Raw genomic sequence first — 13645 nt, forward strand, 5'->3', positions numbered from 1 at the left:
GCGAGGGGATAATGACAACTGTTTTGCCTGTCAATACTCTTCATAAAGAATTCAAATTCGTTGACGAAATCTGCGAGCACTTAGGCAGCCACGGCTGGCTGTATGCGCCCGGGGATGCCCAAGACTATGACCGCGCCCGCGCTCTGTTCCCGGCGGATGTGGTGGCCTGGGTGCAGGCGACCCAGCCGAAAGCCTGGGATGCCTTGAGCAAAAACCACGGGCCTTCGGCTGAAACCGTCCTTCTGGATCGCCTGCGGAAGTCGCTGGATGATCGCGGTACGCTCGATGTCCTGAGAAACGGTGTCGAGATGATCGGCTTGCGCCAGCCGTTGCTGTTCGCGCAATTCAAGCCGGCCCTGGCGATCAACCCGGAGACGATGGAGAAATATGAGGCCAATCGGCTGCGGGTTGTTCGTGAGGTTTATCTTTCTCACGGCCCGGAACGCCTCGATCTGGTCTTCTTCCTCAATGGCATCCCAGTCAGCACCGCCGAACTCAAGACCGACTTCACCCAGTCCGTTCACGACGCCATCGACCAGTACCGCTTCGACCGCAACCCGAAGGTCAAGGGCAAAGGGATAGAGCCGCTCCTTTCCTTCCCCTGCGGGGCGCTGGTTCACTTCGCCGTCAGCAATATGGAAGTCCACATGACGACCAAGCTGGCTGGCCCGAAAACATCCTTTCTACCTTTCAACAAAGGGGACAACGGAGCCGCCGGCAACCCGGTCAACCCCCAGGGCGGACACCGCAGCGCCTACCTCTGGGAAGAGGTGCTGGAGCGGGAAAGCTGGCTGGAGATCATCGGCCGCTACCTCATCACCAAGCGGGACAACAAGAAGAAGGTCGTGGGGATCATCTTTCCCCGCTACCACCAACTCGCCGCCACGCGCAAGCTGGTCCAGGCGATTCTCGCGGAAGGGCCGGGAGGCAAATACCTCTTCCAGCACTCCGCCGGTTCCGGCAAGACCAACTCCATCGCCTGGTCGGCCCACTTTCTCGCCGACCTTCACGATGAAAACCACCAGAAGCTCTTCGATACGGTCCTGGTCGTCTCCGACCGCACGGTACTCGATGCCCAGCTTCGGGATGCCATCTTCGACTTCGAGCGCACCGCCGGCGTCGTCGCCACCATCAGCGGCGAGCAGGGTTCCAAAAGCGGAGAACTGGCCAAGGCCCTGGCCGACGGCAAAAAGATTGTGGTTTGCACAATCCAAACCTTCCCCTTTGCCTTGCGCGCCGTGCAGGAATTGGCGGCAACCGAAGGCAAACGCTTCGCGGTCATCGCCGACGAGGCCCATTCCTCCCAGACCGGCGAAGCCGCCGCCAAGCTCAAGGCGGTCTTGAGCGCCGAGGAGTTGATGGAACTGGAAGACGGCGGCGAGATCAGCACCGAGGATCTGCTGGTGGCGCAAATGACCGCCCGGGCCGCCGACTCGGGTATTACCTATCTGGCCTTCACCGCCACGCCGAAAGCCAAAACCCTCGAACTCTTCGGCACCCGTCCCGATCCGACCCGGAAGGCCGCCCATGACAACCTGCCCGCGCCCTTCCATGTCTACACCATGCGCCAGGCTATCGAAGAGGGTTTCATCCTCGATGTCCTGAAGAACTACACCCCGTACAGCCTGGCTTTCAAGCTGGCCCAGGACGGCAAGGAGCTCGACAGCACCCAGGTCGAGAAAAGCGCCGCCCTCAAGGGGATCATGCGCTGGGTACGGCTCCATGCCTACAATATCTCTCAGCGCGTTCAGATCGTCGTCGAGCATTTCCGAGAGAACGTCGCCGGCCTCCTTGACGGTCAGGCCAAGGCGATGGTGGTGGTCGCCAGTCGCAAGGAAGCCGTTCGCTGGCAAGTGGCCATCGACAAATACATCAAGGCCCAGAAGTATCCCATCGGCACCCTGGTCGCCTTCTCCGGCGAGGTCAAAGACCCGGAGACCGGCGCCGACCCCTTCACCGAGAAAAGCACGATCCTCAACCCCAACCTGCGCGGGCGCGACATCCGCGATGCCTTCGACACCGGGGAATACCAGATCCTCCTGGTCGCCAACAAATTCCAGACCGGCTTCGATCAGCCTCTGCTCTGCGGCATGTACGTCGACAAGCGCCTTTCCGGCATCCAGGCGGTGCAGACCCTCTCCCGCCTCAACCGATCCCATCCGGGCAAGGAGAACGTCTTCATCGTCGATTTCGTCAACTCCCCTCAAGACATTCTCGATGCCTTCAAGCCTTACTACGGGAACGCCGAACTGGAGAATGTGACCGACCCGGACATGATCTTCAACCTGCGAAGCAAGCTGGACGCCGCCGGGTTCTACGACGACTTTGAAATCGACCGGGTTATCGAGGTCTACCTGAATCCCGCCTCGAAGCAAAAGGATCTGACCGCCGCCATCGAGCCGGTCACCTCGCGGCTGCTGCAACAGTACAAGGAAGCCCGGGCCGCCCGAATCGCGGCCGAGAAGAAAAAGGACAAGGCGGCCGCCGAACAGGCCAAGAACGCCCTGGATGCGCTGGTGCTGTTCAAGTCCGACATGCAGAGCTTTGTCCGGGCCTATACCTTCCTTTCCCAGATTTTCGACTACGGCAACACCGCCATCGAGAAACGGGCCATCTTTTTCCGGCTGCTGATTCCCCTGCTGGAGTACGGGCGAGAGCGTAACGAGATCGATCTGTCCAAGGTGATCCTGACCCATCACAACCTCAAAAAGCACGAACAGCAATCCCTGACCCTGGAAGGCGGGGAAAAGCTCAAGCCGATGACGGAGGTGGGGGCAGGGTCGGTGCAGGACAAGGAAAAGGCGCTGCTGCGGGAAATCATCGCCCAGGTAAACGAACTGTTCGAGGGGAATCTGACCGAGGACGACAAGCTGGTTTATGTCAACAACGTCCTCAAGGGCAAGCTGATGGAGTCGGAAGTCCTGGCCCAGCAAGCGGCCAGCAACACCAAGGAGCAATTCGCCAACTCGCCGGATCTCGCCCACGAAATCCTCGCCGCCATCATGGATGCCCTGACCGCCCACACCAGCATGAGCACCCAGGCCCTGAACAGCGAAAAGGTGCGGCAGGGGTTGCAGGATGTCCTGCTGGGACCGGGGAATCTCTATGAGGCGTTGCGGGAGAAGGCGACGGCGGAGCCTACACTTTAACCATAAAGGTCCGATCTCATCATGACCGACCTCTTAAATCTGCCCTGTTTGCGCGTGACGGACTATGAAGACTGTGGGGACCATTATTTTGTTGCCGCCCACGGACATCTTGAGCCGAGGCCTTGCAGCGGTTGCGGCCATGATGATTACTATCGTCACGGGGCGCAGAAGCAGATCATCATGGACACGCCGATCCACGGTAAGCGGACCATGATCGAGGTTCACCGTCGGCGGTTTCGCTGTAAAATTTGCGGCAAGACCGCCTTTGAGCCTCTGCCCGACATCGACCCGAAGCGCCAGGCGACAAAGCGGCTGGTCGATTACATCGAGCATCGATGTCTTACCGAGACTTTCATGTCCCTGGCCCGGGAAGTGGGCGTTGACAACAAGACGGTTCGCAACATCTTCGACGATATGTTGGCCCGGAAGGAGAGTCAGCATAAATATCAGACGCCGGAAGTTCTTGGCATCGACGAACTGAAGATCATCGGTGATTACCGGGCCATGCTCACCAACATCAAGGAATTGGCCCTGTTCGACATGCTCCCGTCACGCAAGAAGGCCAATCTCCTCGATTACTTCAGAAACCTGCCGGACAAGGGAAGGGTCACGACCTTGGTCATGGATATGTGGAATCCGTACCGGCAGCTCGGCGTTCAGGAGCTCCCCGGACGGCTTATCGTCGTGGATAAGTTTCATGTCTTACGGATGGCCAACGAGGGGCTGGAGAGGGTTCGCAAGAGGATCAGGAAGGGGCTCGATCAAAAGACCAGGCTGAAATTGAAGAACGAAAGGTTCGTGCTGCTGAAGAGAAAACACGCCCTGTCGGATGAGGAAAAGAAGGACGCCCGCAAATGGTTCTCGCTTTTCCCTGAACTGGGCTGCGCTTACGACGCCAAGGAACGCTTTTTCGAGATTTACGATCAGCCTACCCGATCCGCCGCCGAAATCGTCGCCAGCCGTTGGACAAACACTCTTCCCACGGATGTTGCAAAGGATTTTCGTGATCTCCAAGTCGCCCTGGGGAACTGGAACAAGGAAATCTTCAACTACTACGAAAATCCCGTTACCAACGCTTACACGGAGTCGCTGAACGCCATCGCCCGGCAAATCAACCGAATGGGTCGTGGTTACAGCTTCGAGGTTCTGCGGGCAAGGCTCCTCTTCGAGAAGCAGGCTATCAAGAAATCGCCCTCTCTGCGGAAGAAGCCTCGGCAACGCCCCGTGTCGGGGTACGAATTTATCCAGGAATTTAAGCGCGGGCTGGAAGGCCCTGCCGAGGAGCCGGTAGTGGAGTACGGGGTGGATCTTCTCAAGCTGATTCAACTTTTCGAGGACGGGTATTTCTCCTGATTTTCAACAAGAGGGAATCCCTGGTGAAACCCTGAAGCTAGATGTTTTCAACAGTAGATTCCAAATACCCAAAATAAAAAGGTATTTGGGATTCAGTGTTGATCGGCAAATCGTCTTGATGAAGTACCAATGTGGAATTTTAAGAGAAGTACCCCTCTTCCAGCAACCGAGCCAGTGTGTCAAGGTCTCCTACGGGATTGTTTTGCACAAAACACATTAGCGCTTAGGTTGACCTTTAAATTGATCTCCCCGGAGTTTTTACTTGTCCGAACAAGACATTACCTCGAACATAATGGCGAATACAGGATGGTATAGGCTTAATAAAATAATATAAAAAAGATTGACAAAAAACAAAAAAAAAGATACAAAAAACAAAAAGGCTATCGTGATCCCCGGATGAATAAAACCCGTCCCCGCTGATGCGATTGGATCTGCAGGGACCGGCAAATAACAAAGCGAGAACGGAGACGTTTATGAGCGACTGGAAAAAATTTACCGGGAAAGAACCCCTCTCTGGCGTGTTCTGGGTGCGCGGTTTGCGCCAGGAGGTCGACTGTGATGTTGACGACTACGGACGGCCGGTGTGGCACTTCACCGACGAACAATCTTCTTTTCTTGCTCTCGTAGAGATCTCCTTCGACCCCGCGGAAGATTTGGACGTCTGTCCAGTAAACCAATACCTGACCGGAGACTTCGATGAGCAAACCGACAGCATCACGCATTACAAAGAGTTTGCGATGCCAGAGGGGCCGGCGGTTTAGCGGACCAGAGACAGCGGTTACGAAGCGATCCATCTGTACGCCATAGACAAAAACTTTCAGGAGTCACAGTCAACGACCCGCCACCAAACCTAACGGTTATGGTGGGGGCTTGTGAAAGCAAGTCCGCAAGTTGACCAGGCACAGCCACTAGCGAGAGACCGCTGATGGGGCTACGTTAGCGGCGAATACATAGGCACCTTGGAATGCCCACCCAGTTCCAAGCTCTGCGATCTGCGATTAAACAGGTGTACCGGGTTAAGCCAGTGTCGCAGATATAGAAAACCGCCGATTAACATTGCCGAGGGTAACATGACCGCCGCAAGGCGAGAACCACCGGGGTAGCCCGGTAACTTAACAAGGGACAACGATGCAGCGTGTGTTCGTGCTGGACAACAACAAACAACCCCTTTCCCCATGCTCACCGGCACGGGCCAGAATGCTGTTGCGTGGTGGCAAGGCAGCGGTGATTCGCCGCTACCCGTTCACCATTATTCTCAAAGACCGCACTGGCGGAAGCACGCAGCCAGTGGAGCTGAAACTCGACCCGGGCAGCAAAACTACCGGCGTTGCCCTGGTTCAGCAGAAGGACAACGGCGCAGCGGTTATCTTCGCAGCTGAGCTGCAACATCGAGGCGCATCCATCAAGAAAGCACTCAGCACCCGCCGTGCCCTGCGTAGATCCAGAAGAAGCCGCAAGACCCGCTACCGTGCGCCGCGCTTCAACAACCGCACAAGAAGCAAGGGGTGGCTGCCGCCATCTTTGCAATCCAGAGTGGATAACGTACACAGTTGGGCAAAGCGCCTGCAACGCCTCTGCCCCATTGCCAACATTGCCGTGGAGACTGTGCGCTTCGACACGCAGAAGGTCGACAACCCGGAGATCCGTGGCGTCGAATACCAGCAGGGAACGCTCGCCGGGTACGAACTGCGGGAATATCTGTTGGAGAAGTGGCAGCGCCGTTGTGCGTACTGTGGAGCCGAAAACGTCCCGCTCGAAGTCGAGCATGTGGTTCCGAGAAGTCGGGGCGGCTCCGACCGGGCCAGTAACCTGACGCTTTCGTGCCGACCCTGCAACGAGAAGAAAGGCAGCCGCGCGGTGCAGGAGTTTCTGGCGGATCGGCCGGAGGTGTTGCGAAAGATCCTTGTCGGTTTGAAGCGACCGCTCAAGGATGCGGCGGCGGTCAATGCCACCCGCTACGCCATTGGCAAGGCCCTCAAGACGCTGGAGCTGCCCATATCCTTCTGGTCGGGCGGGCGCACCAAGTTTAATCGCACCGGTCAGCGCTACCCGAAAGCCCACTGGATTGACGCGGCCTGTGTGGGTGAGTCTGGTGCGTCGGTACGGCTCCAGCCCGGTCAGGTAGCGCTGTCCATCAAGGCCACCGGGCGGGGCAGTCGCCAGATGTGCCGGATGGACAAGTACGGCTTTCCCCGAACGGGTGCCAAGAAGGTGTCTTCTGAGAGCGGGTTTTGCACAGGGGATATCGTTGCGGCGCGTGTCCCAAAAGGTAAATTCGCCGGGCGGCACACAGGAAGGATTGCTGTCAGAGGCAGACCGTCCTATCGGCTCACGACACAGGATCAGATATTTGATGTCCATCCGAAATATTTAACAGCGATCCATCGAGCAGACGGCTATGCGTATTAAAGCTGTCCGTCTGGCAACGGATCGCAATTCCCCTCCACCCAAGCGGCTACGCCCCCTCTGGAGGGAGTACCCTTGCGAGGTTCTGATGGAGACCCGGTGGTGCATGAAAGCGGGTGCGATCGCGCACTGGTATTTGCAAAAGCGTATGCCGCTCTCGCCAAATACCTCAGTGAAAAACGCGGCGGATATTAATTGCCTAACGCGATATTAACCGGCTTATCCGGTTGAACGCTTTGTTGTGCGATTTTTGAGGGCAATATGATACGCGCACGATTTAAGGCAAACCCAGCAGACGACTATCGTCCGGCAAATCCTCCCCTGGATGAAACCAGAGGCTTCCTTGCGAGGTATTTACGAAATGAACCCCTCCAAAAACCGAAACGATTTCAGAATTGACCGCAACCACCCGGACTATCCGCAAAGTGCGGTCCTGATAGACCATGATGGAAACACACTGTACCGGTTCGACAAGGATTGGACGGACGACCATATTTTCGAGGCGCTGGACTTCGCCATCAAATCCTACTTCATCGGAGTGAGGCTTGGTCGGGAAAAGATGGCGAAAGAAATTCGTCAGATCCTTGATGCCAGACAATAAAAACTCATTTGTAAGCAAATCGAGTCAAACGCAGTGCCTTGTTCGGCGGCACGATCTGACCGGAGAAAGACATGGCAGAAGAAACCGAAATTGCATGGACCGATAGCACATTCAACCCGTGGTGGGGCTGTTCCAAGGTTGGCGCCGGCTGCGATCACTGCTACGCCGAGAGCCTGGACAAGCGCACTGGGGGAGACCATTGGGGGCCGGACAAAACGCCGCGCACCATGAGCGGCGATAACTGGCGCAAGCCGCGCCGCTGGCAGAAGCAAGCCGAAGCCAACGGCGAGCGCCGCCGCGTGTTCTGCGGCTCCATGTGCGACTGGGCAGACACAAACGCACCTGACGGAGAACGTGACAGGCTGTGGAACTTGATTCGGGAGACGCCTAGCCTTGACTGGCAGCTTCTGACGAAGCGCGCGTCGAGGATTTCCGACTGCCTGCCGGAAGACTGGGGGGCCGGATACCCAAACGTGTGGATTGGCGTGACAGTTGAGAACCGCAAGCACGGCCTGCCGCGTATTGAGCGCTTGCGAGGTGTTCAGGCGCGAGTACGCTTCCTGAGTGTCGAGCCGCTACTGGAAGATCTGGGGCCGCTGAACCTTGGCGGAATCCATTGGGTGATCGTAGGTGGTGAATCCGGGCCGCTTGCGAGACCGATGCGACCTGAATGGGTGGCGAACATCAGGGCGCAGTGCGAAGCTCAGGGCGTTCCGTTCTTCTTCAAGCAGTGGGGAGGCCGCCGCGACAAAGGTGGATGCGTCGTATTCGGTGACGAAATTAAACAGTGGCCGCGAATCACGTAGCGCCTCCGAAGCGCAGGTTGGGGCAAGATTGGCCCAACTAAAAACCTCCCGTTTCACCTTGTTCTGGAAAACAGGTCGACTTAGAAACTAAAATAGTATCGCCTTTAGCCTATAAGGATAAAAACCACTCTCGAACCTGCAAACTCTCACATCCAAGCCGAAAGGTTTTCTATGTCCGAGCGCGACACCGAAAAATACTGTCTCGAATTCATCGTTTCCCAGGATGGGTCGGAAGGGCAGTTCGTAGAACCTCACACTGATCAAAGGATAAAACTGGAAGAAGAGTTCGATGACCTCTGGGGCTCGTTTGGGCGTTCAGGGGATAAAGAGAATACCTCTCGCGCATTGCGAAAAATGATCAAAGAACACCCGGATTTTGTCGATGCCTACGCTCACCTGGCTCTTCTTTCCATGCCGCCATATTCACATGATGAGTTTTCGAAAGCTGCCCGTTGGTATCGCCAAGGATACAAGGTTGCCGCAAGCTTGATTCCTGAAAACTTCAATGGACAAATTGATGGTAGGTCCTTCTCCAATCGTCCATTCTTTAGGATTCATCAAGGGTTGATTCTTTGCGCCCTCTGGCAGAAAAGATTTAAATCAGCTCTGCCCATGATGGAGAGACACCTCGCCTGGGATCCTGACGACCGACAGGGTATCCGTTTTCTTCTCGGTGACATCTACCTTCTGCACTTTAAGTGTCAGGAAGCGAGAGAACTTCTGGAAGAAACATCGCAGGTGGATCCTTACTGTTGGTATTCTCTGGGCTTACTGGAATTTTTCGAAGGCAATTTTGTGAAAGCCCTGACATGCCTTCGAAAAGGATTTGCCAGAAACCCTTATATTGCAGAAGGGCTGACCGGGAGAAATATTACGCCACATAGTTTCTGGCACCCTACGACATTCGGCAACGTAGATCAGGCTCAAGGATATCTCGATCTACTTGGCTACCATCTATGGGAGACTATGCCCTGGGGGAAAGATTTTATTGACTGGGCTTTTTATTGCTCCAGATCTCTTCAGGAAAGAGCCAGCTTTACACAAATCAACGAAGCACTCGGCAGCGCCCATGATTTCGAAACAAGACGGCAGGTTCTTGAAGATGAGAAAGCGTTGCTGAGCCAAATCGATGATGAGTCTTCAGCAACATGGATTGAGAAAATCCGCACCGAAAACGGCAATCTCGTTTGGCCCTGGGATAAAAAACAGCAGGAGCGGGTACGTCGGGCCGAAAAGATCATGAAAAGGATAAATAACCTGTAAAGGGAGTCAATAGGCCTAAAATAAAGGTTTATTTAAGGGATTCAAAAGAGGATGTCTGACATAGACTCGGTAAAAACATCTACCGGAAAAGAAAGGATACTCTATGTCCCACTCAGCTTTGCGCTACGCCGGTTTCTGGGCCCGGGTCCAGGCCACCATGATCGATTCACTTCTCTTCGCCCTGATTTTAATGTCAACAGCCTTCCTTGTTTACGGCAAACAAGGCTTTCTCCACCTGGTTATGCAGGGACATGCTGGGTGGTCGGGCTTTTTTCTCAACTGGGTAATCCCCGCAGCCCTGACCCTTGTTTTCTGGAGCACGCTACAGGCCACCCCTGGTAAAATGATGTTCAAAATGAAGATTGTTGACGCTCAAACCGGCTGCGTCCCAAGCTTTTCGCAGCTGCTGATTCGCTACCTGGGATACATTGTGGCCACAATCCCGCTAGGACTTGGACTTCTATGGGTCGGCTTTGATTCCCGCAAGCAGGGGTGGCACGACAAGCTGGCAAAAACCGTTGTCGTACAACCCCAACACCCTTCAGCTATCTTTGAGGAAAACATCTTCGATCCTCCCTTGAATCAACCACCCTCCCTGTCTGAGTTTGACAACAAAAATACACAAAGGAAACGTATGCCTAATATTTAAAGCCTTAAAGAATGGAAGTTAAATAAAAAGGGTTGCAAAATAAAATAAAATAGGCGATAGTTTGGACACAAAAAAAGAAACCGCCCATTTTTTAGGCAAAGAGCTAGATAGCTTGAGATTAAAAGAAAAGCGGCCGTGTTTGGGCTGCCGATAAACCGGGTTTTACACAAAAGCTGTGGATAATTTTTGCGAGGAGGGGGCTTACCGTGGAAGAGTGGATCGAAAAAATAAACCAAGAGAATTCGAGGTGATAATGAAAGGGATTATTTGCAAAGCCTGCGGGAGTCACCCGTACAGCCTTACTTGCATCGCCAGCAGCAATCCCAATTCTACGGATTATTCACAAGCAGCTGAACGGATTGCCGCCCGACTTCAAAACGAAATGGCCGAGATAGACCATACATCGTGGAAGGCAGGGGCCTGCGCTCAAGACGAAAGAACTGCCGAGGCGCAGTGGAGACAGTGCGTGGCAGACATTGTGCGCCATGAACTCAGCCGGTGAACAAAAGAAGTGCCAACGTGCAGTTCTCTACTATATTTTGAAAAGGCATATAGGTTAAATAAAAAACCTTGTTTATTTATTTAGAATGTGATACGATGACTTCACTTTCGTTAAGGAGGTCGTCGTGAACAATTCCATCTCTGCCGCCCCTATTGGTTTTCAGATTTCAAAAGTTTCCCGTGATAAGCGCGGCACCGCCCGGTTGTGGTTCGAGGGCAGACGCCTGCTGCGTGCAGCCTTTGCCGTTGGCGCCAAAGTGAAAAAGAGCTTCGATGCCGACAAGCACACCCTCACCCTTGAAATCGCCGAAAACGGCGACACCACGATTTCGCGCAAATCGCGCAACGGGGAAGATCTGCCCGTCCTTGACATCGCCAACAAGAGCGTGGATGAAATCTTCGGTCGCGTTGAGCGCATCAAGGCAACCTTCTACCCGGGAAAGATCATTATCGAGATCCACCCGGACGAAGCCGCCAAGGCCCGTCGCGAATCACGCCTTCTGGGGAAACTCAAGCGCAATCTCTGCCTCTCTACTGCCTCCCTGTCTCACGGTGGCGGCATAATGGATGCCGCAGCGCATAAAGGCCTCAAAATCTCAGGCGTCGAAACAAGACTCGGTTTTGCCTGCGAGATCGAACCTGAGTATCTGGAGACATCGTTGCGCAACAACCGTGTCTGGGCCGACAAGGACTCCAAGTTTTACTGCGGGCCCATGCAGGATATTCGCCCGGCAGATATTGGCAAGGAAGCAGACATCCTGATCGCAGGGCTGCCCTGCGTGGATGCCTCCAGCGCCGGACGTTCCAAGAAAAAGCTAAAGAACGCCGAGGCCGGCAAGGTCGGACACCTCTTCCACTCGTTTCTCAATGTCGTCAAGTGGGCCAACCCCTCTATTGTCCAGCTTGAAAACGTGCCGGAATACCAAAACACAACCTCGATGGCCGTCATCCGCGCCTGCCTGCAGGAGTGGGGTTATACCCTCCACGAGCAGGTTCTGAACGGCAACGACTACGGTGCACTGGAAAACCGGGACCGCTTCTTTCTTGTGGCTGTCTCATCCGGACTGCCAAATCTGCTGGAAGGGCTTTCCCCCATCAGCCCCAAACCCGCAACACTGGGCGAGATCCTCGAGACTGTCCCTGAAGATGCCCCCAACTGGCGCACCTTTGATTACCTGCACAAAAAGGAGCAGCGCGACAAGGCGGCCGGCAAAGGATTCATGATGCAGATTTTTGCCGCAGACAGCCCCCGCATCGCCACCCTTCGCGCAGGCTACCATAAAGGTGGCTCAACAGATCCTCTGCTGGCACACCCCAACAACCCACGCCTCAAAAGGCTTCTGACTCCGCGTGAGCATGCTGCGGTCAAGGGAATCAACCCCAAGCTGGTCGAAGGATGTTCAAACACACTGGCTCACCAAATTCTCGGGCAGTCGGTCATTTCAAAGGTCGTTGAGGCTCTTTACGCAACCATAGGGCTCAATCTCAAAAAGCTTGTCGGGCACGAAACCAAAAAGTTCAACTATCCTCTTCAGAAAGAATGTGAGAAAAAAGATTCAGCAGCCAGCGTCCATCGCCAGAAAAAGAGCCCACAGACGACACTGCATTCGCAGATGGATCTGTTTGCAACACAATAAAGTGACGACAAAAAGGATGAAAAGCCAATGACAAAAACGCAGAACAGTGAAGATAAATCCTCCCGTGTGTCAGCGCCGGGCGTCGAAGGAATCGTCTCTTACGATGTGCAAGTCATGTGTCCTCACTGCAAAAAGCGCCTGCACCTGAATCAATATCCGTACAATGACAATCAAACGCAATATTGCTTGGCCGAAGACGACCTTGGTCTGGCTCTATTCGGAACCCCCAACGAGCCTGCAAAATGGACGGGGATTTCAGTTGAATACACTTGCTGCGAATGTCAGGGAAAATTCAGACTCGAATCCCTTGAGGTGTAGTCCGTCTGTCGTAGACGGACTCTCTTATCAATCAACCCGAAAAGAAAAGAGGCAAAGATGGGATATCAGGAAAGTTATGTCACAACCGTTGATCCGCAAAAATTCGATTCACTCGTTGAGGACATTCTTGCTCGCGGTCAGGATTTTTGGCGAGATGAGCGGTTTCTCAACGCTGTGGAAATTATCGAAATCCAAAAAACCGTGACTGCTGGTGGCCACACGTTTCCGCCCGGCAGCCGCTTTGTCTATGTCGTAGGCGAACGCCAGTACCAGCGCAGCACGGACACCTTTGAAAGCGAGCGCTCAGGCGATGTTGTAATCTACTGGACTGAGATGTTCCCCTCGGAAGAGATCTTCGAGGAAAACAGTGAATTTGCCCGCCATGAACCTTTTCCTTGGGACACTCCTGAAGAAGACCTTCCGGAAGGATAACAGGAGACGCCAATGCCCGAACTAAATGCCCCTTGTGAGCGCACCCATAATGCCCAATGGCAAGTCGGCACTCCTCGGTATTTCAGGGAAAGATTCCCCTTGCCTGCCGCGCCATCTCCGGATGCTTCACCTCTTTATTTCGTAGAGGTCTGGGAAAACAACGCAGGAGCCTGTCTGACCCTGACTTTCACCCCGGCTTTCTGGTTCCTCAGTGATGACGGGCTGTGTACGCTAAATCCCCCACGGCTGGAATTAGAGCGTTCGGAAACTTTTCACCCGGCTGCACGCAAACCTTCAGGTTATTTCCATTTTGTAGCGGAAAAAACTTTTGAGGTGAGCAGCCATCTTCTTGTCAGGGACAGTTTTACCCGCACTCTCGATGAGTATTTTGTCGCGCGTTTTTGGGACGGAGAAAGAAACTGCGTCGAGGGAATCAACGATCTTCCGGGAATCGGCGCAACAATCCAGCGGCGCCATTTTTCCAAAGCACCGCATGAGATTCTTGGCAAGACCGTCTTTTACGCCTGAGA

12 protein-coding genes are annotated in these 13645 nt (G+C 54.4%); 11 read left to right on the plus strand and 1 reads right to left on the minus strand.

All coding sequences use genetic code 11. The features are described from left to right. Positions 1-11 precede the first annotated feature (11 nt). The 4 genes from GSUB_RS17015 (at position 12) to iscB (ending at position 6911) form a co-directional block, all read left to right on the plus strand. On the plus strand, positions 12-3149 hold the full coding sequence (locus GSUB_RS17015) for a type I restriction endonuclease subunit R (RefSeq protein ID WP_040202824.1): 3138 nt from the start codon (positions 12-14) through the stop codon (positions 3147-3149). Positions 3150-3170: 21 nt separating this feature from the next. Continuing rightward, positions 3171-4502: an ISL3 family transposase gene (locus tag GSUB_RS17020; RefSeq protein WP_040202825.1), complete on the plus strand. Its 1332-nt coding sequence runs from the start codon at positions 3171-3173 to the stop codon at positions 4500-4502. A 473-nt stretch (positions 4503-4975) separates the two neighbouring features. Further along, on the plus strand, positions 4976-5263 hold the full coding sequence (locus GSUB_RS17025; protein WP_040202826.1) for a hypothetical protein: 288 nt from the start codon (positions 4976-4978) through the stop codon (positions 5261-5263). A gap of 367 nt (positions 5264-5630) precedes the next feature. Continuing rightward, a complete protein-coding gene (gene iscB, locus GSUB_RS17030; protein WP_040202827.1) occupies positions 5631-6911 on the plus strand; it encodes an RNA-guided endonuclease IscB in 1281 nt (426 codons plus the stop codon). Positions 6912-7185: 274 nt separating this feature from the next. On the opposite strand, the gene GSUB_RS19265 is transcribed toward iscB, so the two are convergent. Continuing rightward, positions 7186-7506, minus strand: a complete 321-nt coding sequence (locus GSUB_RS19265) for a hypothetical protein (RefSeq protein ID WP_144402110.1) — start codon at positions 7504-7506, stop codon at positions 7186-7188. Between the two features lie 74 nt (positions 7507-7580). On the opposite strand from GSUB_RS19265, the gene GSUB_RS17040 reads away from it, so the two are divergent. From GSUB_RS17040 to GSUB_RS19500, 7 genes are all read left to right on the plus strand, one after another. Then, positions 7581-8315, plus strand: a complete 735-nt coding sequence (locus tag GSUB_RS17040) for a DUF5131 family protein (protein WP_052465120.1) — start codon at positions 7581-7583, stop codon at positions 8313-8315. 171 nt (positions 8316-8486) lie between these two features. Further along, complete coding sequence (locus GSUB_RS17045; RefSeq protein ID WP_040202829.1) at positions 8487-9578, plus strand: tetratricopeptide repeat protein; 1092 nt, start codon at positions 8487-8489, stop codon at positions 9576-9578. A 103-nt stretch (positions 9579-9681) separates the two neighbouring features. Beyond that, on the plus strand, positions 9682-10227 hold the full coding sequence (locus tag GSUB_RS17050) for an RDD family protein (protein ID WP_084212243.1): 546 nt from the start codon (positions 9682-9684) through the stop codon (positions 10225-10227). Positions 10228-10853: 626 nt separating this feature from the next. Next, the gene (locus GSUB_RS17055; RefSeq protein ID WP_052465121.1) at positions 10854-12365 is read left to right on the plus strand and encodes a DNA cytosine methyltransferase; all 1512 of its coding nucleotides are present in this window, start codon (positions 10854-10856) and stop codon (positions 12363-12365) included. A gap of 27 nt (positions 12366-12392) precedes the next feature. Then, positions 12393-12683: a hypothetical protein gene (locus GSUB_RS17060; RefSeq protein ID WP_040202831.1), complete on the plus strand. Its 291-nt coding sequence runs from the start codon at positions 12393-12395 to the stop codon at positions 12681-12683. 57 nt (positions 12684-12740) lie between these two features. Continuing rightward, positions 12741-13115, plus strand: coding sequence for a hypothetical protein (locus tag GSUB_RS17065; protein ID WP_040202832.1), 375 nt, complete (start codon positions 12741-12743; stop codon positions 13113-13115). A gap of 12 nt (positions 13116-13127) precedes the next feature. Next, positions 13128-13643, plus strand: a complete 516-nt coding sequence (locus GSUB_RS19500) for a hypothetical protein (protein WP_040202833.1) — start codon at positions 13128-13130, stop codon at positions 13641-13643. Positions 13644-13645: the final 2 nt, after the last annotated feature.

It is taken from the genome of Geoalkalibacter subterraneus (assembly GCF_000827125.1).
GTDB lineage: Bacteria > Desulfobacterota > Desulfuromonadia > Desulfuromonadales > Geoalkalibacteraceae > Geoalkalibacter_A > Geoalkalibacter_A subterraneus.

Excerpts from the sequence above, each read along its gene's own strand:
- GSUB_RS17020 (WP_040202825.1), top strand. The coding sequence starts at position 3,171 with ATGACCGACCTCTTAAATCTGCCCTGTTTGCGCGTGACGGACTATGAA.
- GSUB_RS17065 (WP_040202832.1), top strand. The coding sequence starts at position 12,741 with ATGGGATATCAGGAAAGTTATGTCACAACCGTTGATCCGCAAAAATTC.
- iscB (WP_040202827.1), top strand. The coding sequence starts at position 5,631 with ATGCAGCGTGTGTTCGTGCTGGACAACAACAAACAACCCCTTTCCCCA.
- GSUB_RS17025 (WP_040202826.1), top strand. The coding sequence starts at position 4,976 with ATGAGCGACTGGAAAAAATTTACCGGGAAAGAACCCCTCTCTGGCGTG.
- GSUB_RS19500 (WP_040202833.1), top strand. The coding sequence starts at position 13,128 with ATGCCCGAACTAAATGCCCCTTGTGAGCGCACCCATAATGCCCAATGG.
- GSUB_RS17015 (WP_040202824.1), top strand. The coding sequence starts at position 12 with ATGACAACTGTTTTGCCTGTCAATACTCTTCATAAAGAATTCAAATTC.
- GSUB_RS17050 (WP_084212243.1), top strand. The coding sequence starts at position 9,682 with ATGTCCCACTCAGCTTTGCGCTACGCCGGTTTCTGGGCCCGGGTCCAG.
- GSUB_RS17040 (WP_052465120.1), top strand. The coding sequence starts at position 7,581 with ATGGCAGAAGAAACCGAAATTGCATGGACCGATAGCACATTCAACCCG.
- GSUB_RS17060 (WP_040202831.1), top strand. The coding sequence starts at position 12,393 with ATGACAAAAACGCAGAACAGTGAAGATAAATCCTCCCGTGTGTCAGCG.
- GSUB_RS17045 (WP_040202829.1), top strand. The coding sequence starts at position 8,487 with ATGTCCGAGCGCGACACCGAAAAATACTGTCTCGAATTCATCGTTTCC.